Origin of the sequence: Bacillus sp. TH13 (assembly GCF_016651175.1) — a bacterium.
Classification (GTDB): Bacteria; Bacillota; Bacilli; order Bacillales; family Bacillaceae_G; genus Bacillus_A; species Bacillus_A thuringiensis_S.
On record NZ_JAEKEJ010000021.1, the window covers coordinates 67,445 to 88,854 of the forward strand.

The following is a 21,410-nucleotide window of genomic DNA, read 5'->3' on the forward strand; positions in this document are numbered from 1 at the left end:
CTTCTCTTTATAAAAGAATTGTTATAGGTTCTTCTAAATAATGTTTAATTGTGCGTAAAAATGCAGCTGCTGGTGCACCATCTAATACACGATGATCAAATGTTAAACTTAAAGGTAGCATACTACCTTTTTTAAATTTTTTCCCTTTATATACAGGAACATGTTCAATTGCACCTACACCTAAAATACCAGTTTCAGGTGTATTTAATACCGGTGTAAAATATTCAATACCAAAGTTACCTAAATTACTAATTGTAAATGTCGTTCCGTGCATATCATCACTACTTAAGCTACCTGCTCGTGCCTTTTGTGCCACATTCTTAATCTCTTTAGACAACTCTACTAAAGATAAATTATTTGCAAAGCGAATAGCTGGAACGACTAATCCTTTTTCTAATGCGACTGCCATGCCTAAATGAACATGTTCAAATTGATGAATTGCATCATCTATATAAGCGCTATTCATTTCTTTATGCTCTCCAAGTGCTAATACAACAGCACGAGAGACGAAATCCGTAATGGTTAGTTTGTTATCATATCTTTTTTGTACAACTTCTGCTATTTCTTTATGTAAAGCAACTAAATCTGTTACATCTACTTTCATCGTTAACGTTAATTGTGCGCTATTTTGTAAGCTTGCGTGCATACGATTTGCGATTGCTTTACGCATACCAGTAACAGGAACCGCGTTATTTTCTTCTCGTTCGGATACTTCTGGAACGTTTTCTCTTACCTCAAGTGCTTTTAATACATCTGCCTTTGTAATCCTTCCCCCAGGACCTGTACCAACTACCACCTTGATATCCAGATTTTCAGACTTTGCAATTTTCTTCGCTACAGGTGAAATTTTGATTCGTTGCTTCGCCATTTCTTTCGCATAAGGTTCTGGATGTTGTACATTTTGCGCTTCTATATTAGATGTTTTTTCTTCTATAGCAGGTGTACTTTCCTTCATCTCTACTTTTTCATTCGGTTTACCGATGTAGCAAATTACAGTACCAGGCGGCACTCCTTCATCTTCACTTACAGCTATATCAAGTACCGTACCATCAGCTGGCGCTTCAATTTCCGTTTCAATTTTTTCTGAATTAATACTAGCGATCAGTTCTCCTTTTGCTACATTATCGCCTGCTTTAATATTCCAGCTCGTAATAATACCTTCTTTCATCGCCATACCTAACTTCGGCATTACAACTTCTACAGCCATGTGTCTCTCTCCCTTCTCATCGTTTTATTACACATGTAATAAAGATTGGTCTCCGATCATTTCTGATACAGTTTCAATTACTTTTTCTGGCGTTGGCAAATACAACTTTTCAAGTGGTGGTGAGAACGGAACAGGTGTATGTGGTGCTGTAATTCGTTTAATAGGTGCATCTAACAAATCAAAACCTTTATCCGCTACAATTGCCGCAATATCTGTTGCAATACTACATCTAGGATTCGCTTCGTCAATGACGATAAGACGATTTGTTTTTTCAACAGATGATAAAATAGTATCTTCATCAAGTGGTGATAAAGATCGCGGATCGATTACTTCTACTTCAAGCCCCTTTTTCGATAATTGCTTTGCAGCTGCAAGTGCTGTATGAACTTGCTTTCCGATTGCGACGATTGTTACATCAGAACCTTCACGTTTAATATCTGCTTTACCTAAAGGAATTGTATAATACCCTTCTGGCACTTCGCCTTTCATATTGTAAAGTGTTTTATCCTCAAAGAAGATTACTGGATCATCATCTTCAATTGCTGCTAATAATAAGCCTTTTGCATCATACGGTGTGGAAGGAACAACAACTTTAATACCTGGTATGCTCGTAAATAATGCGTACAAACTTTGTGAATGCTGAGCTGCTGCGCTAAAACCAGCGCCATGCATCGTACGTACTGTAACGGGTACTTTTGCTTTACCTCCAAACATATAACGGAATTTCGCACCTTGGTTTAATACTTGATCAAGACAACTACCGATAAAATCATTAAACATTAACTCAGCTATCGGACGTAATCCAGTTGCAGCAGCGGCCATCGCAGCTCCCATATAACCCGCTTCAGAAATTGGTGTATCCAATATACGATTTCGGCCAAACTCTTGTACAAGTCCTTTCGTAACGCCAAGCACACCGCCCCAAGCTTCATCATCTTGCAGGTGATCAACTTGTGCACCGCCTGCAACGTCTTCACCTATTAAAATTACATTTTCATCACGACGCATTGAGATTTTCATTGCTTCATTAATTGCGGTTGACATACTTACTGTTCTAGTCATAATTTTTCACCCTCCTCTTATTTGTAAGAAACGTATACATCTTTTAATAATTCTTCATCCTCTGGGTATGGACTATTTTCACTAAATTCAATGGATCTTTGTACTGCATCATCTACTGCTTTTTCCATATCAACAAGTTCAGATTCCGTTAATAAACCTTCATGAATTAAATGCTTACGAAAATTCACAATTGCATCTTTTTCATTTAAATGTTCTTCTTTTTCTTCTGATGTTTTATATGTTTGCGCTTCACCTTCGAAATGACCGTAATTACGATATGTCATACATTCAATAATTGTTGGACCATCACCATTACGCGCACGTTCCACTGCTTCTGCAGCAGCTTTATATACAGCTATAAGATTTTTCCCATCTACTTGAACACCTGGAATATTATAAGCTTTTGCACGATCGGCAATAGAATCACAACTTGAAGCATATTCAAATGTAGTTGCTTCACCATAACCGTTATTTTCTGCGATAAAAATAACCGGTAACTTCCAAATCGCCGCTAAATTAACCCCTTCATGAAATGTCCCTTCATTATTTGCTCCGTCACCGAAGAAGCAAACACTTACATCCTTTGTTCCTTTATATTTAGCTGTTAATGCTGAACCGCAAGCAAGTGGGAAACCGCCACCTACAATGCCATTTGCACCAAGCATTCCTTTATCTAAATCGGCAATATGCATGGAACCACCTTTGCCTTTACATAACCCTGTCGCTTTCCCGAAAAGCTCAGCCATCATACCATTTAAATCACAACCTTTTGCGATACAATGTCCATGACCCCTATGTGTACTTGTAATACTGTCACTATCCGTTAAGTGGGCACATACACCAACTGCTACCGCTTCTTCACCTGCGTATAAATGAACGAAACCTGGCAGAACGCCTTGCGCGAACAATTCATGCACCTTATCTTCAAATTTACGAATCTCTAACATTTTTTTATACATCCAACGAGCTTGTTCTTTCGTAATTTCATTCCCTTTACTTTCAGTTGTTTTTAACATGTTCAGCCCTCCTATTTTCTTGTTCGTCTGTTATATTGCAAGTACTATGCCAAATTCTAATCCTTGATTTAATAGGTTTTCTCTTTTCTTTCATAATAAAAAAGTGGACAAAATGAGACAGATGTCTCGTTTTGTCCACTTTTGTTCACCTAATTTGAGAACTATTATCTTATTCATTATCAAAGCTCTGCTGTAATTTTCGGATGTAAATAATTTGCCCAATATGATATGCATTATGAGTTGTTACATTCGCTAACACTTCCCACCACTTTGCAGAAACAGGAAATCCCACTACATCACTTTCAACCTTTTCTTCATTGATGAGATTTTGCCATTGTAACAGTTTTTCTAGTAGTTTTTCCCGTAATTCATCGAAAGTTTGATTATCTGAAAGCATAAAACTTTTGTTATTATCTCCTATAGCGGGTACTGCATTCACATTTGATTCTTTATACCTAGTTTGCCACGTAGAGTTCCAATACAGTAAATGTTGTACGATTTCAGCTATACTATTACTCTCTTCATTCGGTTTCCAGCAAGCTTCCCTCTCAGATAAATCCTTAACTGCATCGGAAAATGGCATATACCAACTAGGATCATTTGCATTCGCTAATAGCTGATCTGCTAATACATCTTTCACATGGACCATTTTTCTCCCTCCTGTTAAAAAGATTCATTTCATGACAAGACTCACTTCTCTAAATACGCTGAGTTTGTAAGATTTCCTCTTTTTAAACGCAATTCCAAACATATGCACATAAAAAAACCAAAAGCACCTAATCCATAAGCTGCTGTATAACCACTTTCTCCAATAATCAAGCCCGCAAGTCCTGGTCCAATCATTTGACCAACTGCATAGAAAACAGAAATAAAACTAATTGCCATTGATACATATTTCGGAGATACTTGCTTGGAAGCTGCAACTTGAATTAATAAAAGTATACCTCCGAGGCTAGAACCCCAAATCATTGCCGATACGATAAAACCAGTTATATTTCCAAATATAATTGGAACCATATCTCCTATAACAGCTAATAAAAGCGCAATACATAAACTCTTCTTTATACCAATCCGATCCGAAATAAATCCCCAGCCAGGTGCTCCTGCTATTGAACAAATACCAGCAATCGCATAAACAGTTCCCGAAATTGATGCTGAAATACCACTATCAATCATAAAACTAGTTTGATATAAATTTGGAATTAAATATACAACACCAACAATAAAATACATCCATGCAATGATATATAGTTCTTTCGTTTTCCATAAAAGCGATTTATTACTCCTTTTCCTCTCATCTTCAGTAACTTCTGGATTTTTCAAAACAACTGAAGCGGCGAATACAACGATACATGCAATAACGCCAAACAAAAACCATGCACCACGCCAACTATACTCAGGAAAGGTGCGCACGACATAAGGAACAATTATTCCACTAAATAGCATACCTATACCTGCACCGCTTAATAACAGCCCCATTACAGTTCCTCTTTTGTTTGGAAACCACCCTACCGTTATGGACATGAGTGGTGTATATACAAGAGCACTACCAGCTCCAGCACATAGCATACAAAAAGCAACTATCCAAAATGAAGAAACAAGCGCTAATCCCATTAAGCTTATCACGACCAGCCAACTGCCTATTAATAAAACGGATTTTGCACCAAAACGGATAGTAAATATTCCAGATGTTCCTACAGTTAATAAATAACCTAAAAAAAGTATAGTTCCTAGCATACCTGATTGAGCCGTAGACAAATGAAGTCCTTCCTGCATAAATGGCAGTATAACTCCATATGCCATACGGGCGAAACCAGTTGTTGTTATAATAAGAAAGATTCCTATTAATACAAATATCCAAAAATGACTTTCATTCCGCTCTTTCATTTAAATTCCTCCATAAAAGTTATTTCCAATTGGATGTTGATTGTAATTATAATGATTATGACAAAATACAACTACCAAATGGCGGAGGAGTTTACGGTATAACGGATTTTTAATACATACGCAAAATTTCAGAAGGTTTCATTCCATATTTCTTTTTAAATGACTCTGAAAAATGACTAATATTATTGTATCCAACAGCAACTGCCGTTTCGGTCACATTACTAGTTCCCGAACGCAATAAAAGCATTGCTCTTTCCATTCGCTGTTCTCTTAAATAGGAAAATGTGGACGTGCCAAATAATTCTTTAAAACCAATTTTTAATTTATAATCATTTAATCCTACTATTTTAGCCAATTCTAATAATGATGGGGGTGACTCCATTCTTTGAAGTAAAATTTCTTCAGCTTGTTTTATTTTATTCAAATCCTTTTTGGATAATTGACTCCTTTTATTTGCGTCACGATCATTAAGTAATACTTTCCCAAAGTATATAGAAAGCAATTCGAGCGCTTTACTTTCTATTTCGAGTTGATTAATACGATCCTTTTGGGGATTCTCTAACATTCTCTTAATAAGATTAGATGTTAGGGCATCAATAGGGGTTTGAAACTTTTTAAAAGATTGATTTCCTATTATAGTATGAAACTCATGACTTTTTTCAATAGCACAATTTAGCATAAAATGATTAAACAACTGTACAGGAATTCCAATTGCTAATGAATATAGTGGCGTTTCTTTTTCATATTCAAATAGAACTTCAAAGTCATTCATAAAATATAAATAGCTATTTCCAGCCATTAATTTATTTGTAGAGTGACCAACTTGTACTTCCCCGGATCCTTGTAAACAAAAATTAAGTTCCACCATTGCTGCATCCGATGCAAATTGAATACGATGTTTTTTATGAAACTGATAATTTGATAGCACTATTTCCATTCCAGAAAACGAGCTCCACCTTCGCACTTCACCCTTACCGATTGTTTTTGGCACATACATATATCTTTCTTCTACAACTTGTAACCCATGAAAATATTTATTAAAAATATCATGAAAACTGTTAGTCTCCATGAAATCCACACCCCTTTTATATACAAATTAAATTAATTGATAATCATTTTCAATTATAACAAATATCTTTATACAATAAATAGCTTTTACCTTTATATCTCGTTATGATAAAAGAAAAAGAAAGCGAGCCAACAATGAATAAAAAAATTGCAATTATTACTGGGGCTTCAAGTGGATTCGGCCTATTAACATCGCTTGAACTTGCGAAAAAAGACTATTTAGTCATCGCTACAATGCGAAACCTAGAAAAACAAGGAACCTTACTATCTCAAGTTACTAAACTCAACTTACAGCAAAATATAAAAGTTCAACAATTAGATGTAACAGATCAAAATTCTATACATAGTTTCCAATTGTTTTTAAAAGAAATTAATAGAATAGATCTCCTTATAAATAATGCAGGATATGCAAATGGGGGCTTTGTAGAAGAAATCCCAGTAGACGAATATCGAAAGCAATTTGAAACAAACCTTTTTGGAGCTATATCAATCACTCAGCTTGTTTTACCATATATGAGAGAACAAAGAAGCGGAAAAATCATTAATATAAGCAGCATTAGCGGCCAAATTGGATTCCCTGGTTTATCTCCTTATGTATCTTCAAAATATGCATTAGAAGGCTGGAGTGAATCGCTTCGGTTAGAAGTAAAACTTTTCGGAATAGACGTCGCTTTAATTGAACCTGGTTCTTACAACACAAATATATGGGCGGTTGGTAAACAACTAGCTGAAAACCAATCTGATACAACATCTCCTTACAAAGAATATATGGATAAAATACAAAAACATATTAATAGCGGTAGTGATACATTTGATAATCCGATAGATGTTGCTAATAAAATTGTAGAAATTGCTGAATCTAAGCGTACAAATTTACGATATCCAATCGGTAAAGGTGTAAAATTTATGATCTTTATGAAGAAGATTCTTCCTTGGAGATTGTGGGAACACCTTGTTTTGAGAAGCTTTAAGAAAATGTAATAAACTTTTTGAAAGAGGTGCTAATTAAATGTTAGGTTTACCGTATGGGAAAGTGTTTTTAGTGCCGTGGACTGAAGAATGGGAAATTGAGTTTATGAAAGAGAAACAAATCATTGAGGAACAAATTGGCGAACATATTTTGGCGATACACCATATTGGTAGTACTTCTATTCCACATTTAAGTGCAAAACCTATTATTGATATTGCAATTGAACTAGTAGATTATAAAGATGGTTTAAAGTGTATCAAAAAGTTAGAACTACTAAACTATAAATATAGAAAAGATGTACTGCCTGAACGATACTATTTTAATAAAGGAGAGCCACGAACTCATCAAATTCATATGTATGAACAAGGAAATAAATATTTAATAGAACAATTACAATTTCGAGATTACTTAATAGACAATAAAGCATCTCGTATACAGTATGAACAATTAAAAATTCAACTTTCACAAGCTAATCCTACTGATAAACATAAGTATGCAGAGGATAAAACAAATTTCATTACATTCATACTAGCTAAAATAAATGATTGAATGAAGAAGACAGAATTTCATACACAGAATAAGAAACCATTTATTCCTAAGTAAATGGTTTCTTATTCGTTAGTCATCTCGTTATTTATACTATCAATTTTTTTATTATATAGCAGGTGGAAAGAAGTAAAATAGTATCGAAGTCATAAAAATAAACGTAAATACCCCAATTACCGAAAATATATATTCTTTCGATTCTTTATCATACTTCCATTCCATCAATGCTCTTAAAATTAACGTCCCACCTAAATAAGTAAAAATGACATAAGCAATATTAACACTTTCAAATTTAAAGATAAATATAAAGCTAGTTATTAAATAAATAAAAAGTAGTCCTATTTCCAATTTTTTATGTAGACTATTTACATGTTTCTTATATCCCCAAAAACCACCCTTGGGCATATTCAATTTTTTTCTTAAAAACTTATCGAGAAAATAGACAGCTATACAAAAAACAATAGTTATAATCCAAAAAGTAGAAGCTCCCATTTTCACTCCTCCTATTATTTCATTTAATTATTTGAAATAAATTGGACTATATTACGGTTATCCTCTTCTAAATAACTTATAATTCCTTCAGGATATGTCGGCTTCTCCTGTAATTCCTCTAGACTTTTCCAAATTAATATAATATCCTCATGCTCTTTATGCCTTATTTCATTTGTAATGATTTTTTCAACAGTCCCCCAATGTATCCATGTACAATGATGACCTTTTTCGTTGTCCCACTCAAAAATGTGTTCATTTACAATTGCTAACTCTTGAACATCAACTTTCAAATCGTATTCTTCTATTAACTCTCGAATTATTGCTTCTTTTGACGTTTCACCAAATTCAATAGAGCCACCTGGAAAACGATAAAATGATTCATTTTCATCGCATTGTACAAGTACTTTAGAATGATCTTCATTTAAAATCATTACTTCAGCCCGTAAACGTGGTCTTATCATTTTCTCACCCTTTATTTGTATGACCATTCATCACCAATACGTATTATAGAATGTATTCAAAATAATACCTGTAATTATTAATAACGGAACAATTCCAAACGAAATAATATATTCTTTTGCTTTCCTATCATATTTCCACTGCATATATCCTTGAAAAATGTACAACGTCATAAAAAAGAAAATTGGTATATAAGTCATGTATATTGGATTCCACATTGAACCTATCATCATAAGTACTACATAAGAAATAATGATAATCCATTGTCCCCATTTATGTGATTGGCTGACATATTTACTATTCCATCCTGTTTGTCTCGGTATATTTAACTTCTTCCTCACGATTTTTTCTAAAAAAATTAAAATTATAATCCATAACAATAAGACAATTAGTTTCAAAAGAAACAGAAAGGCCTCCTCCTTTACCTTTTATCAGGTTGATCACTAGGATACGTGGCATTCTCTTTATTTTCAACGTCCCAACTAATTATAGTCGCACTATCACGTCCGAATTGATGATGAACGTGCTCTAATACATGATGAACACTTTCTTCAAGCTTTTTATTATTTCTGTTCATATTATTATATAGATTTAATGGTGTTTCATATCGGCGTTCCCCGCATTCTAATACTCCATCTGTCACCATTACAATTTGGTTCTTTCCAGTACGTAATTCACGAATACCTGATGAATAGCAAGGAACAGGTAAATCAAATGTGTTTACATTTCCAATCCATTCGTAAAAATGACGTTGATTTAATGCATATTGTCCTAGCTTATGTAACTCTTCATGAAATACATACACTAAACAATCACCAATAGAAAGCCACCATATATAATTTTCTTTCCTTACACATAGTAAGCAAGCTGTTTCACCTTTAATTTTTTTGCACTTTTCCTTAAATGAAGATGACTGAAAAATTGTCAGTATATGATTTTCAACAGATTGGAACACTGTATTAATTGGTTCATTCAAAATTACTTTTATATTTTCATATTCTTTTTCGATTGTATTTACTACTAAATCAACACTTTCTGCACTATTATGTCCATCTAATATAGCTGCAAATTCCCATTCTCCATTTGACCAAACTAATGCACCATCTTCATTCTTTTTAGCTCCAGCACTTATATTCCCGCCATATTTACCAAGTACAATATCACCATATTGCTTAACTGAAATTTTTCCTAAGCACATTTCTGTATTTCCAATCCTTGAATAATGTGTATTATTTGTTGTATGCATACTCATTTACCATATACTTACGTATCCTTTCGCATAGTTTTTTTATTTTCTCTTCGTCACCATATGGTGCATCAGTCCATTTCGCTATCTCGGTTGGTGACCAAAACTCTTTTGGTGTATTCGGATAACGCGGAATAATGTGCATATGCATATGTGGTACACCATTTCCTGAAACAAAAGTGTAAATATGCTCTGCACCTTCGCTTTCTTTTAGCGCTTTACTTACTCTACTTGTTATAAGTCCGAACGCTTTCGCTTCTTCATCTGTTAGTTCAGCGAGGCCAGGTACATGTCTTTTTATATCTATCATTACATAACCTAGGTATGATTCTTCACTATCCCAGTAGACATGTCCAACGTAAACGAGTTCATCTTCGTAAATAGCTCCACCTGGAACTATAATATTTCCTTTATGTTTTTCGCAAATGAAGCAGTTTTGTTCTACTTGATTGTTTGTTGACATATCCATCACCATCCTTTTCATATATAATATCACAAAAAAGGAAAAACAGGTTTAACATTCCGAATATTCATTCTTTTGATACTGCAATTTTGAAATGAATTTACACCTCATTATTTCTTCAAAAACGCAATCCCAATTATAATCCCAATCACAATTCCGATTACTAAATTATTTGTAAAGTGCCCTTGAAATACACCGATTACAACCCCTATACCGACACCTATTGCCAAAGCATCATTTCTTTTTTTATTTTTAGCCAAAATTGCATCTCCTCCCATCATTTCTCCCTAAACAACATGCACTCACTTAAATGTATTAATATACGCACTATCTCGCTTGAATCTTTTCAAAAAATGCACTTTAACTTCACATATAATATTTTCCATTTTCTGTACATACTCCTTTTATAATGAAAAAATTTCAAGTAACCATTAAATATATATAGGCATTTACTATAAGAAAGATCCGTAATTTATTGAAGGAGGAAAGATTCAAATGCATCCTCATTGGAATCCAAATATAAATCAACAGTATGTTTATTCCCCCATCCTGTAAGGACTACATTGCATCATGATTCACAATATATGATGCAGCGCATCGCTAGCCTTGAAAGTCAGTTAGCTAAATTAATCTCATTAATCGAAGAAAATAATCAATTAATTAAATCCATGGAACAACAGCAAAATCAAGTTTGTGCACCAGCTGGAGGTTTTGTTATCGTTCGTAAGTAAACTGGATGCAATAAAAAACACACTTTGTATTATAAAAGTGTGTTTTTTGGTCATTATTTTCTTTTCGTATGGAACCCTTGTGTAATTCGGTCTAATATAATTGCGATTACTACGATAGCTAATCCAGCTTCAAATCCCATTCCGATATTAACTTGTGTTACCGAGCGATATACATCAACTCCAAGCCCAGGAGCTCCTACAAGTGACGCTGTTACAACCATTGATAACGAAAGCATAATGCTTTGGTTCACACCAGCCATAATCGTTCCGGTTGCAAGTGGTAATTGTACTTTAAATAGTTTTTGTGATGCTGTGGATCCAAATGCATTCGCTGCTTCAATTAAATCTTCTGGAACTTGTCTAATTCCTAAGTCAGTAAAACGAATTGTAGGTGGCATTGCAAAGATTACCGATGCAATAATTCCAGGTACTACACCAACTCCGAAAAATGTAATCGCTGGAATGAGGTATACGAATGCCGGCATTGTTTGCATAAAATCTAATGTTGGTTTTAAAAATTTTGAAAAACGTTCATTTTGAGATGCTAATATTCCAATTGGAATTCCGACAATAATTGAAATAATAACAGACGTAAGTACGAGTGCTAATGTTTGCATCGTTTGTGCCCAGTAGTTAATATTTAAAATAAACAATAAGCCGATTAGTGTAAAAATAATTAATGATACTTTTCTCGTTGTGTACCAAATGAGGAAACAAAGGATAATAATCATCAATATGGCCGGTATTATTGTTAAAAAATTAGTGAGTAAATCAACGAATCCGCCGATAATATAAGAGAACCCTCGGAATATGCCTTCAAGGTGCTCATATAAACTTGCAACAAATGAGTCGACCCATTCTCCTAAAGGAATACGTGGTATATTATTCATCGTCTTTCACCTCTTCCTCAATGTTTCCTGCAAGAGCTTGAATGACACTTTCACGTTTAATAATTCCTCTTAGCCTTTTCTTCTCATCGATTACTGGTAACGGATATTTCATCTCCGCCATTTTTGCATATGTCTCTTCCAGTAAAGTATCTAAATACACATGCGGAATATCATTAAGTAATAAATCAGCAATCGGCCATTGTTTTTGAACTGCTTTACTCGCATCATCCGCGGTTAATATACCTAAAAACTCATACTTTTTATTGACAACATATACAGTTGAAACACCTGCATTCCTCATAATTTGAAGGGCTACACGTGGTCCACGATCAATTAATAAAGTTTCTGGTCGTTTTAATATAGATTCCGCTGTAATTACTTTTCCTAAATTCACATCCGCAACAAACTTTTCTACGAATTCATTAGCGGGGCTCATCATAATTTCTTCTGGCGTTCCAATTTGGACAATTTCTCCATCTTTCATTAATGCGATACGATCCCCAATTCGAAGCGCTTCATCTAAATCATGTGTAATAAATATAATCGTTTTTTCCATTTTATCTTGTAACTCTAACAATTCATCTTGCATTTCTTTTCGAATAAGTGGATCTAATGCACTGAATGACTCGTCCATTAGTAATACATCTGGATTATTCGTTAGTGCTCTTGCGATTCCAACGCGCTGCTGCATACCACCACTAAGTTGACTTGGATAATTATCTTTATGATGATCGAGTCCTACTAACTGTAGCGATTCTAACGCTTTTTTCTCTCGCTCTTCTACCGAAACCCCTTGTATTTCTAAACCATATGCAACATTTTGTATAACCGTACGATGCGGAAATAGAGCGAACTTCTGAAATACCATACTCATTTTCGTTCTTCTTACTCTCCGTAACTCTTCTTTTCCCATCGTTGCGATGTCTTCACCATCTATGTATATATGACCTGCAGTTGGTTTAATCAATTGATTTAACATACGAACTAGCGTAGATTTCCCGCTACCAGACAAACCCATAATAACGAAAATTTCTCCAGAGTATACCTCAAACGTTGCTTTTTTTACACCAACGTTCATTCCTGTCTCTTTTAAAATTTCCGATTTGCTTTTCCCCTCTTTTAATAAAGAAAGGGCTCTTTGCGGATGTTTCCCGAATACTTTTGTTACGTTTTCAACACGCACCTTTGTATTATCCATGTCACTACTCCTTTTCTACCCATCTATTCACATAGTGTTGCGATTTTGCAAAGAAATATTACATAAAAATGACATTCATAAGATTTCTTTAAAATTCTCGTTTCCGTTCATAATAAGAATGCTTACTTATACATTTATTTTATAAGGCAAACACTACTTAGGAGGTTTTCGATGCGAAAGAAAATTTGGTTTATATGCCTTGCATTATTTATTACTATGATTTTCACTTCATGTAATGCAACAAATGCAAATTCGAAAGGAAAAATTAAACTTGGTGTAACAAGTTGGAAAGAAAATATTGCAACTGCAAACATGTGGAAAGTTTTATTAGAAGAAAAAGGCTACAAAGTTGAGCTCATGTATTTAGAAAAAGCCGCAATTTGGACTGGTGTCGCTCGTGGTGATGTTGATGCGAATTTAGAAGTATGGCTACCCGTTACGGATAAGCCGCTAAACGATCGTTATAAAGATGATATTGTCTTAAAATCAAAATGGTACGAAGGTACTGGACTTGGTCTAGTCGTACCTTCCTATGTGAAAAATATTAACAGTATTGAAGACTTAAATGCTCATAAAGATGAATTAGATAATAAAATTGTCGGTATCGAACCTGGTAGTAGTCTTATGAATTTAACGAATAAAGCAATGAAAGAATATGATATAAAACTAAAACTTGTCCAATCCTCAGAAGCTGCGATGATGAGTGAATTAAAGAAAGCATATACGAAAAAGAAACCAATCGCTGTTACGCTTTGGAATCCGCATTGGGGTTTTTCAGAATTTGACTTAAAATATTTAAAAGACCCTAAGAAAGTATATGGTGAAAAAGATGACATTTATTACTCCGTTCGTAAAGGTTTTGAAAAAGATCACCCAGATGTTATAAAATACTTTGATAAATGGAAAATGACCGATGAACAACTTGGTACGTTAATGGTCACGTTAAATAAAACAAAAGATCCTGAAGAAGCTGCGCGAAAATGGATTAAAAAAAATCAAGCATTAGTTGATGAATGGGTAAAAGATTAATAAAAAGGCTAGAGAATTAACATATCCTCTAGCCTTTTTCATCTTATTTTTTCGTAACAACATCATCTACAATTCCATATTCCTTAGCTTCTTCTGCGGTCATAAAATAATCTCTTTCTGTATCATGCGCTACTCTTTCAATCGGTTGGCCTGTTTTTTCTGCAATCATTTTATTAATATCATGCTTTAACTTTAATATCCTTTTTGCTGTTATTTCAATTTCTGTTGCTTGCCCCTGTGCACCACCAAGCGGCTGATGAATCATAATTTCACTGTTAGGGAGCGCAAACCGTTTTCCTTTTGCTCCTGATAATAATAACAATGCACCAAATGATGCCGCAAAGCCCATGCATAGCGTTTGTACATCTGGTTTAATTAAATTCATCGTATCTAATATTGCAAAACCTGCTGTCGTTGAACCTCCTGGGCTATTGATGTATAAATATATATCTTTTTCTGCATCTTCTGCTTCTAAAAATAATAGTTGAGCTACGACACTACTCGCTACTTGATCATTAATTTCTGAACCGATAATAATAATGCGGTCTTTTAATAGCCTTGAATATATATCATAGGAACGTTCTCCTAATTTTGTTTGTTCTACTACATATGGAATTGCATTCATTTTAAATCCCTCCAATACTTGTTATGCAACGCAAAGCATACAACTGTAGGAAGAAGGTTCTTTCACACTAAATAATAAGACTGGCTGTTTAGATGGTAACTTAGTAAAATCTATTGTCGGAAGAAGTTTCGTTAACAATTCCGGTCTTTCCTCACGAATAGACGTTACAACAACTTCAATATCCTCTGTGAATTCGACTATCTCGATCCCTTCTTCACTTACAGTTTTCAGCCTATTTCTACTCCGAAATAAAGAAGCTTTCACTGCACCTTCTGATACAGAACACAATTTAGCAATATCAGCGATACTATATTGAAAAACATCTTTTAATAATAAAATTGCGGATTGCTGTACATTTAATGAAGACAATACTTTCCCTACCATTTCATGCAAATCTGCAATGTTCTCATGTGGTTCTTCAAAAGTGATTTGTTCTCTTATTTTTTCATGAACAGACTTAGACTTCATCTGATCTAACCAACGATTTCTAGCTATTTTATAGACGAGTGTCATACAAATATCTTTATTTCTATATTTTTGAAGCACTTTACACACTGTTTCTTGGGCGAGATCTTCTCCATCCCATTTGTTTTTCGTTAAAAAAGTACAGTATCTTTTAGCTCTCCATATTGTTCAATTAAAAAATTTATATTTGAATGATTCATATCGATATGGTTCTTTAAAACATGAGTTACTTTTGTGCACAAAATAACCACTCCTTTTCAGCGCTTACTTAATAAACGATTCTACATTTAAAAAAGTTACGGGGATATAAAAAAATAATGTTTATGTTCAAGAATTCGCGGTCATAAATATGTTATGTACAATTTTACGTGAGGAGGAACAAATTTGCCAAAATTAACAATTGAAGGTGCGGGAACTTTTGATGTGAAAGAAGGAACAAAGTTAGTACTAGCAATTGAAGATAGCGGTGTCAACATTCTCCATCGTTGCGGCGGGAATGCACGTTGCACAACTTGTAGAGTAGAAATACTAGCAGGTGATTTCTGTGAAGCGAGTGCGAATGAGAAACATGCAATGACGGAAAAAGGGATTGAAGATCATTTACGATTATCTTGTCAAATGCGTGTACATAAAGATATAGTCGTTCGTCCGGTACTTACAGTTGAAAATTCAAGTCTTGATGCTGGGCCACGTCCGGCGGAGTAAAGCGATGAATTTAAAACAACTCGCTGGCGAATATGCTGCTAACTTTGTAAATGATGGCATGAAGATTGGGCTTGGTACAGGTTCTACTGTATATTGGACAATACAAAAATTAGGTGAGCGTGTAAAAGAAGGATTATCATTTCAAGCTGTACCGACATCAAAGGAAACTGAAGCATTAGCACAGCAACTAAATATCCCCCTAATTTCGTTAAACGACGTACAAAGTCTTGATCTTACAATTGATGGAGCGGATGAAATTGGTTCAAATTTACAACTTATAAAAGGCGGTGGTGGTGCATTACTTCGTGAAAAAATCGTTGCCTCTTCCTCTAAAGAACTAATTATCATTGCTGATGAATCGAAACTTGTAACACATTTAGGTAATTTTCCATTACCTGTTGAAATCATCCCTTTTTCATGGAAACAAACCGAAAATAAAATTCAGTCTTTAGGGTGTCAAACAACATTACGTTTGAAAAATAATGAAACCTATATAACCGATAACAATAACATGATTATCGATTGTATATTCTCTAATCATATTTCTAATCCTGCCCATTTACACACCCAATTAAAAATGATTACTGGTGTAGTTGAAACAGGATTGTTTATAAGTATGACGAGTAAAGCAATTATCGGCACTAAAAATGGGATAAAGGAATTGTAATAAAAGCTGACTTTTTAAAGTTGGCTTTTTAGTATGTTCTTCTTCTCTTAATAGCACTTTATTATGATATACTATGAAAACACAAGCTAATTACACTAGAAAGGACTGAACATTTTGCAATCCAAACTTATAACAGAACTTGCTGATTTAGAAACTGCCTTTCACATTCGAAAAGAAGTATTTGTAAAAGAACAAGGTGTCCCTCTTGCAGATGAATTCGATACATTCGATGAAATCGGAGAGCAATGTAAACATATTTTAGTTTATTATCATGAGTTTCCTGTAGGCACAGGGCGTATACGATTTGTTGAGGGCGCAGGAAAATTAGAACGTATTTGTATTTTAAAAGATTATCGTACATACGGATTAGGTAAAGTCATCATTCAAACCTTAGAAGAACTTGCTCGTAACGAACAAGTTACAAAAGTGAAGCTACACGGTCAAACACAAGCTGAAGGATTTTATAAAAAATTAGACTATGAAACTTCTTCTGATATATTTATGGAAGATGGCATTCCGCACATACTTATGACGAAAGTGTTATCATAATAAAAAGGGTAGTATATGAATCTTATGTATTCATACACTACCCTTTTTATTAATAGAAAAGTGAATTCTCAAGATTCCCTTTTGCATCAAAGCCCATCATCTCTTAGTTCATACCTAGGTAAAGCTTACACTGTTTTCCATAATGATAATGCATAAATCCAGTTTGGATCACCATTTCCTTGATAACTCTGGACTGCTTCATATACTTTTCCTTCGTGTAGAACTCTATCTCCCTTTTTATATGCTTTTTTTGCATCCCACGCTTCATGTGAAGCGCTTTCAGTTTTTGTAGTAATTGTGAATATATCACTCTGTACGGATTCATTTCCAGCTACATCAACAGCTTTCACTACATATTTATAAGTAGTATTAGCAATCAGATTTTTATCCATATAAGAAGTTGTATTGGATGTTGCAATCTTTTTCATTGATCCTTCTATTTCTCTATAAATATCATAATGGTCTACACCAATGTTATCGTCAGATGGACTCCACATTAAATCCACACTTGACGCTGTCGTTCCCATACTATGTAATCCTTTTGGTTGTGTTGGTCCTTCTGTATCAGGAGTCTCAACTGTTGTTTTTACTGTAAGCGCTGTACTTTCTTTCGATACATTTCCAGCTGCGTCAATTGCTTTTACAGTATAAGAGTATTTTGTGCTTGGTTGTAATTTCTTATCAATAAAATGAGTGCCTAGTACTGTATCGATCATCTCTCCGTTACGGAAGATTTGATATCCTTTTACCCCTACATTATCCGTAGAAGAGTTCCATGTTAGTTCTACACTATTCGCTGTTACTTTTTTCGTCTGAAGTCCATTTGGAATACTTGGCGCTTCTATGTCTGGTTTCACATCATTAATAAGATTAACATCAATTACATTATAGAATGCATTTGCTGTATCAGCTACATCCCATACTGCTAAAATCACATGATATCCACTACGATCAGTAGGTACATTGATTTTATGAGTTAAATTATTTGAAGCTGCAGAACCATCATGTTGTACAGTTCCAATTGGTTCAAAATCTGCTCTTGTTAGCGCTTTATTTGAATTCCATCCTTTTTTAGTAATATAGTAATGCCACTTGCTCGTTAAGTGAGGCGCAGTATACTTCCAAGTAAATGTATTCTCCCCACCAGTGATTGTATTTTTAAACCAACGATTTGCTGTTTGTTGATCTAAAATACCGCCAAATTTTCCGCCTGCAGAAGCGATTTGTCCATCAACTGGACCACCTTGTGGGAACCCTTTTGGAGCTTCTAAGCTTTGCGGTTCATACATAACACTTCCGCAGTTTACATTTAGTGCACCATAAGTTGGACTACATAAAGCGGATCGACTACCAGGCTTTTCAACAAAACCGTGCGCATAAGCATTTTGCGGAATAAGGGTCGTACTAATAATTCCAGCTGTTAATGCTACAGCTCCTAGACTTTTTTTGTTCATTTTCATGTTTTGTAGTTGTTTTAAAAATCGATTATTCATATTCATGTCTCCTTCTTGTTATACTTTGTAGTAGAATGTGGGCTTTGATGTAAAAGAATAACAAGAGACAAACTTGTACCGATGTATGTGTTAATTATGCATACACCGCAGTGAAAATATATTTTTTCTTGTGAAATATTTCACTTTATGAATATATCATGACATAGAAATCACCTAAGCATGTGCAGAAGTTGTGCAGAAACAGTGAAATTATTACTAACACGTAAAACTAAGTCATAACATTTTAAAATAAAAACTGAATATATTTATCTATCATCTTTACTTCATAATTGACAATACATTTAACTGGTTAACTTTTATTCTTGCACTTATATCTCTCAGTGCCTTAGTTTTAACCATACTAGATATTAAAAATAAGAATTATACAGTTAAATAAAAATTTTGCCCCCACTTGAAAAAATGGTGTAGCTGTCATATCTTCAAAATTCACATTTAGTATTTTCATTCTTTCCATATTATCAATTCCTCGCTTCATATAACAGAAAAGTATCTATATAATCTAATATAGATACTTTTCTAATGTATAATTTCATTTTTTATTGACCTACAAATGTAAAAATTTCATCAACAGCTTGCTTATATCCACCTGATTTTCGGAATGATTCCTTCAAATTCAAAGCAGCTTCTTTATATGAAGGGCTATTTAATACTAGTTCCACATTTTCACGTAGTTGATCCTCGGTTATATCTTTCATATGTAACTGAACTCCTATTCCAAGACTCTCCACTTGTTTTGCGATTACTGGCTGATCTGCACTTTGCGGTATTACAACGAGCGGAACCCCGTTATACAGTCCTTCATGCGTACTGTTCATCCCGCCGTGTGTAATAAATAGTTTCGTATATGTAAGCAGTTCAGTTTGAGGCACATAATTTTTCACAATGAAGTTTTTAGGAATTTCACCTAGATCACTTATTTTCGTTTTATTACCAATAGACATGACAATTGTATGCTCACTATTCTCAAAGGCCTTCATACAAAGTTTATAAAAATCAAGCGCTTCATTAAAAACAGTACCTAATGAAATATAAATCGGGCTTTTTTCTTCAATTGAAATAAAATCAACGTCTTTGTTTTTTACTTCTGCAGAGATAGATGGTCCTACAAATTTATATGTTTCATCAAACGTATCACCAAAAGGCTGGAACTCCTTAATTGTATACACAATAGTAAGGGGTGCAGGATTACAGAAAACTTCATACGGTGATTTTATTTCAACACCATATTTTTCAGCAATCCCTTTTGCTAAGCTTTGAAAATCATTATGGATTCTATCCTGAGCTTCCAGCGGGATATTTTTCGAAAGATAACTTAACGTTTGTTCAAAAGATTTTTCATCCTGCGCAAAAGACGTACATGAATTTATGGCTGGCAGTTTAAGAATTTGAGCAATTAAGTGCCCACAGCCAAACATAGAATCATGAATTATGTAATCAAAATGCTCACCTTCAATTTGTTCTAGAACACTAGGTATAACAACATCCGCTGTATGTAGAAGGCCGTTTATTCTTTCCTGTAAATAATTTCTGCCTCCAGATAGAAACGCTTTTATAAATTTTTGATCATCAATCGTTCGTACAGTAGCACCTGTCTTCTCGATCCGCTCCCTGAAAGCTTCTATTGAAAAATAAACAACCTCTTCACCGCGAGAAATCAATTCTTCTACAACTGGCAAAGTTGGATTTATATGTCCTTCTGATCCAGCGTTAATAAATAAAACACGCGCCATTATAAACACTCCTTACGTTAAATCATTCCTATGTTGGCAAGAGTATGGATCCCCTTCGTATCATATTCCTGCTAAATTGACCTAGCAAGTCTAAAACCGAGATCATCTATATGAAATGTAGGATGGCTTCGACGACGACAAGTAGCGCCGCAACCTCTCGCTGCCTCCGCCCAACTACCTCCACGAAAAATGCGGTATGATCCGTACACTTTTTCATCATACAAATCATAGCACCATTCCCAAACGTTCCCTAGCATATCATAAAGTCCCCATGCATTCGGTTCCTTTTGGCCAACGTCATGAATTTGTCCATTTGAATTTTCATTATACCACGCTATATCATGAAGTTTCCCGTATGTATATCCGGTTGTACCTGCTTTACATGCATATTGCCACTCTGCCTCAAATGGTAATCGGTAGCCATTTGAGTCTAAATTATATCTAACAGTTTGACCACCATCACTAATAGAATAATATTCTTTTAATCCCGCTTTTTTTGAAAGTACATTACAAAAAGCAATTGCATCGTTCCATGATATATTTACAACTGGTTTATAATTATTTTCAATATTATTTGAGGTACTATTTGTAATAGCATCATATAGTTCCGTTGTTACAGCATACTTTGCAAGAAGAAATGGTTGAATTTGTACTAGCCATTCTTTTTTTAGTCGATCATCTCTTAATACTACCTCTCCAGCTGGAATATTGACCATTAATGAATCGATTATTTGAATTAAATCATTAGTCATTTTCTATTCCTCCAAACGTTCATTTTATATGAACTTATAGTCATATACTCATTACAAAATACAATTTTCAAAAAGCGTTAAATTTTTCATAATAAAAAACGATTAGTTTTATTAAACTAATCGGTAAGATCCACAAAGA

24 protein-coding genes and 3 pseudogenes are annotated in these 21,410 nt (G+C 34.2%); 7 read left to right on the plus strand and 20 right to left on the minus strand.

Going from position 1 to position 21,410, the window contains the following annotated elements:
• Nucleotides 1-7 precede the first annotated feature (7 nt).
• From JFU02_RS06810 to JFU02_RS06835, 6 genes are all read right to left on the minus strand, one after another.
• The gene (locus JFU02_RS06810; protein ID WP_000257759.1) at nucleotides 8-1,207 is read right to left on the minus strand and encodes a dihydrolipoamide acetyltransferase family protein; all 1,200 of its coding nucleotides are present in this window, start codon (nucleotides 1,205-1,207) and stop codon (nucleotides 8-10) included.
• Between the two features lie 27 nt (nucleotides 1,208-1,234).
• Nucleotides 1,235-2,269 carry an acetoin:2,6-dichlorophenolindophenol oxidoreductase subunit beta gene (gene acoB, locus JFU02_RS06815; RefSeq protein ID WP_000198898.1) on the minus strand — a complete coding sequence of 345 codons (1,035 nt, stop codon included), beginning with the start codon at nucleotides 2,267-2,269 and terminating at the stop codon, nucleotides 1,235-1,237.
• A 17-nt stretch (nucleotides 2,270-2,286) separates the two neighbouring features.
• Nucleotides 2,287-3,285: an acetoin:2,6-dichlorophenolindophenol oxidoreductase subunit alpha gene (gene acoA / locus JFU02_RS06820; protein ID WP_098838572.1), complete on the minus strand. Its 999-nt coding sequence runs from the start codon at nucleotides 3,283-3,285 to the stop codon at nucleotides 2,287-2,289.
• Nucleotides 3,286-3,454: 169 nt separating this feature from the next.
• Nucleotides 3,455-3,934 (minus strand): DinB family protein, encoded by a 480-nt coding sequence (locus tag JFU02_RS06825; RefSeq protein WP_000233788.1) that lies wholly within the window; start codon nucleotides 3,932-3,934, stop codon nucleotides 3,455-3,457.
• A gap of 41 nt (nucleotides 3,935-3,975) precedes the next feature.
• Nucleotides 3,976-5,172: an MFS transporter gene (locus JFU02_RS06830; protein WP_098838573.1), complete on the minus strand. Its 1,197-nt coding sequence runs from the start codon at nucleotides 5,170-5,172 to the stop codon at nucleotides 3,976-3,978.
• A 109-nt stretch (nucleotides 5,173-5,281) separates the two neighbouring features.
• Entirely contained in the window at nucleotides 5,282-6,241 is a 960-nt protein-coding gene (locus tag JFU02_RS06835) for a helix-turn-helix transcriptional regulator (protein WP_098316795.1), read from the minus strand.
• Nucleotides 6,242-6,375: 134 nt separating this feature from the next.
• Here JFU02_RS06835 and JFU02_RS06840 point away from each other — a divergent pair, with 134 nt between their 5' ends.
• Nucleotides 6,376-7,221, plus strand: a complete 846-nt coding sequence (locus JFU02_RS06840) for an oxidoreductase (RefSeq protein ID WP_061666090.1) — start codon at nucleotides 6,376-6,378, stop codon at nucleotides 7,219-7,221.
• A 28-nt stretch (nucleotides 7,222-7,249) separates the two neighbouring features.
• Nucleotides 7,250-7,759: a GrpB family protein gene (locus JFU02_RS06845; protein ID WP_098838574.1), complete on the plus strand. Its 510-nt coding sequence runs from the start codon at nucleotides 7,250-7,252 to the stop codon at nucleotides 7,757-7,759.
• Between the two features lie 105 nt (nucleotides 7,760-7,864).
• Here the strand turns inward: JFU02_RS06845 and JFU02_RS06850 are convergent, their stop codons facing one another.
• From JFU02_RS06850 to JFU02_RS06875, 6 genes are all read right to left on the minus strand, one after another.
• A complete protein-coding gene (locus JFU02_RS06850; protein ID WP_061666089.1) occupies nucleotides 7,865-8,248 on the minus strand; it encodes a DUF4181 domain-containing protein in 384 nt (127 codons plus the stop codon).
• 23 nt (nucleotides 8,249-8,271) lie between these two features.
• Nucleotides 8,272-8,709: an NUDIX domain-containing protein gene (locus tag JFU02_RS06855; RefSeq protein ID WP_061666088.1), complete on the minus strand. Its 438-nt coding sequence runs from the start codon at nucleotides 8,707-8,709 to the stop codon at nucleotides 8,272-8,274.
• Nucleotides 8,710-8,739: 30 nt separating this feature from the next.
• Nucleotides 8,740-9,105 (minus strand): DUF4181 domain-containing protein, encoded by a 366-nt coding sequence (locus JFU02_RS06860; protein WP_042972512.1) that lies wholly within the window; start codon nucleotides 9,103-9,105, stop codon nucleotides 8,740-8,742.
• 23 nt (nucleotides 9,106-9,128) lie between these two features.
• Entirely contained in the window at nucleotides 9,129-9,953 is an 825-nt protein-coding gene (locus tag JFU02_RS06865; protein ID WP_201070443.1) for a PP2C family serine/threonine-protein phosphatase, read from the minus strand.
• The gene (locus tag JFU02_RS06870; protein WP_000106235.1) at nucleotides 9,937-10,416 is read right to left on the minus strand and encodes an HIT family protein; all 480 of its coding nucleotides are present in this window, start codon (nucleotides 10,414-10,416) and stop codon (nucleotides 9,937-9,939) included. The genes JFU02_RS06865 and JFU02_RS06870 overlap by 17 nt, the downstream gene beginning before the upstream one ends.
• Before the next feature lie 110 nt (nucleotides 10,417-10,526).
• On the minus strand, nucleotides 10,527-10,694 hold the full coding sequence (locus JFU02_RS06875) for a glycine zipper domain-containing protein (protein WP_000508401.1): 168 nt from the start codon (nucleotides 10,692-10,694) through the stop codon (nucleotides 10,527-10,529).
• A 217-nt stretch (nucleotides 10,695-10,911) separates the two neighbouring features.
• Here JFU02_RS06875 and JFU02_RS06880 point away from each other — a divergent pair.
• Nucleotides 10,912-11,147: pseudogene (locus tag JFU02_RS06880) on the plus strand (hypothetical protein).
• A gap of 53 nt (nucleotides 11,148-11,200) precedes the next feature.
• On the opposite strand, the gene JFU02_RS06885 reads toward JFU02_RS06880, so the two are convergent.
• Nucleotides 11,201-12,037, minus strand: a complete 837-nt coding sequence (locus JFU02_RS06885) for an ABC transporter permease (RefSeq protein WP_001059837.1) — start codon at nucleotides 12,035-12,037, stop codon at nucleotides 11,201-11,203.
• On the minus strand, nucleotides 12,030-13,235 hold the full coding sequence (locus JFU02_RS06890) for a quaternary amine ABC transporter ATP-binding protein (protein WP_000370608.1): 1,206 nt from the start codon (nucleotides 13,233-13,235) through the stop codon (nucleotides 12,030-12,032). The genes JFU02_RS06885 and JFU02_RS06890 overlap by 8 nt, the downstream gene beginning before the upstream one ends.
• A gap of 171 nt (nucleotides 13,236-13,406) precedes the next feature.
• On the opposite strand from JFU02_RS06890, the gene JFU02_RS06895 reads away from it, so the two are divergent.
• Nucleotides 13,407-14,264: a glycine betaine ABC transporter substrate-binding protein gene (locus JFU02_RS06895; RefSeq protein ID WP_001227627.1), complete on the plus strand. Its 858-nt coding sequence runs from the start codon at nucleotides 13,407-13,409 to the stop codon at nucleotides 14,262-14,264.
• 43 nt (nucleotides 14,265-14,307) lie between these two features.
• Here JFU02_RS06895 and clpP read toward each other — a convergent pair whose 3' ends face one another.
• Together clpP and JFU02_RS06905 are read right to left on the minus strand one after the other, a co-directional pair.
• A complete protein-coding gene (gene clpP / locus JFU02_RS06900; RefSeq protein WP_000991620.1) occupies nucleotides 14,308-14,889 on the minus strand; it encodes an ATP-dependent Clp endopeptidase proteolytic subunit ClpP in 582 nt (193 codons plus the stop codon).
• Between the two features lie 21 nt (nucleotides 14,890-14,910).
• A pseudogene (locus JFU02_RS06905) lies at nucleotides 14,911-15,596 on the minus strand (RNA polymerase subunit sigma-70).
• Nucleotides 15,597-15,738: 142 nt separating this feature from the next.
• On the opposite strand from JFU02_RS06905, the gene JFU02_RS06910 reads away from it, so the two are divergent.
• From JFU02_RS06910 to JFU02_RS06920, 3 genes are all read left to right on the plus strand, one after another.
• A complete protein-coding gene (locus JFU02_RS06910; RefSeq protein ID WP_001125391.1) occupies nucleotides 15,739-16,059 on the plus strand; it encodes a 2Fe-2S iron-sulfur cluster-binding protein in 321 nt (106 codons plus the stop codon).
• A 4-nt stretch (nucleotides 16,060-16,063) separates the two neighbouring features.
• A complete protein-coding gene (rpiA, locus tag JFU02_RS06915) occupies nucleotides 16,064-16,726 on the plus strand; it encodes a ribose 5-phosphate isomerase A (RefSeq protein ID WP_001049993.1) in 663 nt (220 codons plus the stop codon).
• 114 nt (nucleotides 16,727-16,840) lie between these two features.
• A complete protein-coding gene (locus JFU02_RS06920; protein ID WP_001190862.1) occupies nucleotides 16,841-17,275 on the plus strand; it encodes a GNAT family N-acetyltransferase in 435 nt (144 codons plus the stop codon).
• A gap of 125 nt (nucleotides 17,276-17,400) precedes the next feature.
• Here the strand turns inward: JFU02_RS06920 and JFU02_RS06925 are convergent, their stop codons facing one another.
• From JFU02_RS06925 to JFU02_RS06940, 4 genes and pseudogenes are all read right to left on the minus strand, one after another.
• Nucleotides 17,401-18,768: a lytic polysaccharide monooxygenase gene (locus JFU02_RS06925; RefSeq protein ID WP_086406283.1), complete on the minus strand. Its 1,368-nt coding sequence runs from the start codon at nucleotides 18,766-18,768 to the stop codon at nucleotides 17,401-17,403.
• A gap of 400 nt (nucleotides 18,769-19,168) precedes the next feature.
• Nucleotides 19,169-19,243, minus strand: a pseudogene (locus JFU02_RS06930) (phosphatase); the annotation flags it as partial.
• Between the two features lie 82 nt (nucleotides 19,244-19,325).
• Nucleotides 19,326-20,519 carry a macrolide family glycosyltransferase gene (locus tag JFU02_RS06935; protein ID WP_000124874.1) on the minus strand — a complete coding sequence of 398 codons (1,194 nt, stop codon included), beginning with the start codon at nucleotides 20,517-20,519 and terminating at the stop codon, nucleotides 19,326-19,328.
• A 71-nt stretch (nucleotides 20,520-20,590) separates the two neighbouring features.
• Nucleotides 20,591-21,271: a formylglycine-generating enzyme family protein gene (locus tag JFU02_RS06940; protein ID WP_086406284.1), complete on the minus strand. Its 681-nt coding sequence runs from the start codon at nucleotides 21,269-21,271 to the stop codon at nucleotides 20,591-20,593.
• Nucleotides 21,272-21,410 lie beyond the last annotated feature (139 nt).

Excerpts from the sequence above, each read along its gene's own strand:
- acoA (WP_098838572.1), bottom strand. The coding sequence starts at position 3,285 with ATGTTAAAAACAACTGAAAGTAAAGGGAATGAAATTACGAAAGAACAA.
- JFU02_RS06875 (WP_000508401.1), bottom strand. The coding sequence starts at position 10,694 with ATGGGAGGAGATGCAATTTTGGCTAAAAATAAAAAAAGAAATGATGCT.
- JFU02_RS06855 (WP_061666088.1), bottom strand. The coding sequence starts at position 8,709 with ATGATAAGACCACGTTTACGGGCTGAAGTAATGATTTTAAATGAAGAT.
- JFU02_RS06850 (WP_061666089.1), bottom strand. The coding sequence starts at position 8,248 with ATGGGAGCTTCTACTTTTTGGATTATAACTATTGTTTTTTGTATAGCT.
- rpiA (WP_001049993.1), top strand. The coding sequence starts at position 16,064 with ATGAATTTAAAACAACTCGCTGGCGAATATGCTGCTAACTTTGTAAAT.
- JFU02_RS06825 (WP_000233788.1), bottom strand. The coding sequence starts at position 3,934 with ATGGTCCATGTGAAAGATGTATTAGCAGATCAGCTATTAGCGAATGCA.
- JFU02_RS06830 (WP_098838573.1), bottom strand. The coding sequence starts at position 5,172 with ATGAAAGAGCGGAATGAAAGTCATTTTTGGATATTTGTATTAATAGGA.
- JFU02_RS06870 (WP_000106235.1), bottom strand. The coding sequence starts at position 10,416 with ATGTCAACAAACAATCAAGTAGAACAAAACTGCTTCATTTGCGAAAAA.
- JFU02_RS06840 (WP_061666090.1), top strand. The coding sequence starts at position 6,376 with ATGAATAAAAAAATTGCAATTATTACTGGGGCTTCAAGTGGATTCGGC.
- JFU02_RS06845 (WP_098838574.1), top strand. The coding sequence starts at position 7,250 with ATGTTAGGTTTACCGTATGGGAAAGTGTTTTTAGTGCCGTGGACTGAA.
- JFU02_RS06925 (WP_086406283.1), bottom strand. The coding sequence starts at position 18,768 with ATGAATAATCGATTTTTAAAACAACTACAAAACATGAAAATGAACAAA.
- JFU02_RS06835 (WP_098316795.1), bottom strand. The coding sequence starts at position 6,241 with ATGGAGACTAACAGTTTTCATGATATTTTTAATAAATATTTTCATGGG.
- JFU02_RS06810 (WP_000257759.1), bottom strand. The coding sequence starts at position 1,207 with ATGGCTGTAGAAGTTGTAATGCCGAAGTTAGGTATGGCGATGAAAGAA.
- JFU02_RS06865 (WP_201070443.1), bottom strand. The coding sequence starts at position 9,953 with ATGCATACAACAAATAATACACATTATTCAAGGATTGGAAATACAGAA.
- JFU02_RS06935 (WP_000124874.1), bottom strand. The coding sequence starts at position 20,519 with ATGGCGCGTGTTTTATTTATTAACGCTGGATCAGAAGGACATATAAAT.
- acoB (WP_000198898.1), bottom strand. The coding sequence starts at position 2,269 with ATGACTAGAACAGTAAGTATGTCAACCGCAATTAATGAAGCAATGAAA.
- clpP (WP_000991620.1), bottom strand. The coding sequence starts at position 14,889 with ATGAATGCAATTCCATATGTAGTAGAACAAACAAAATTAGGAGAACGT.
- JFU02_RS06890 (WP_000370608.1), bottom strand. The coding sequence starts at position 13,235 with ATGGATAATACAAAGGTGCGTGTTGAAAACGTAACAAAAGTATTCGGG.
- JFU02_RS06895 (WP_001227627.1), top strand. The coding sequence starts at position 13,407 with ATGCGAAAGAAAATTTGGTTTATATGCCTTGCATTATTTATTACTATG.
- JFU02_RS06940 (WP_086406284.1), bottom strand. The coding sequence starts at position 21,271 with ATGACTAATGATTTAATTCAAATAATCGATTCATTAATGGTCAATATT.
- JFU02_RS06885 (WP_001059837.1), bottom strand. The coding sequence starts at position 12,037 with ATGAATAATATACCACGTATTCCTTTAGGAGAATGGGTCGACTCATTT.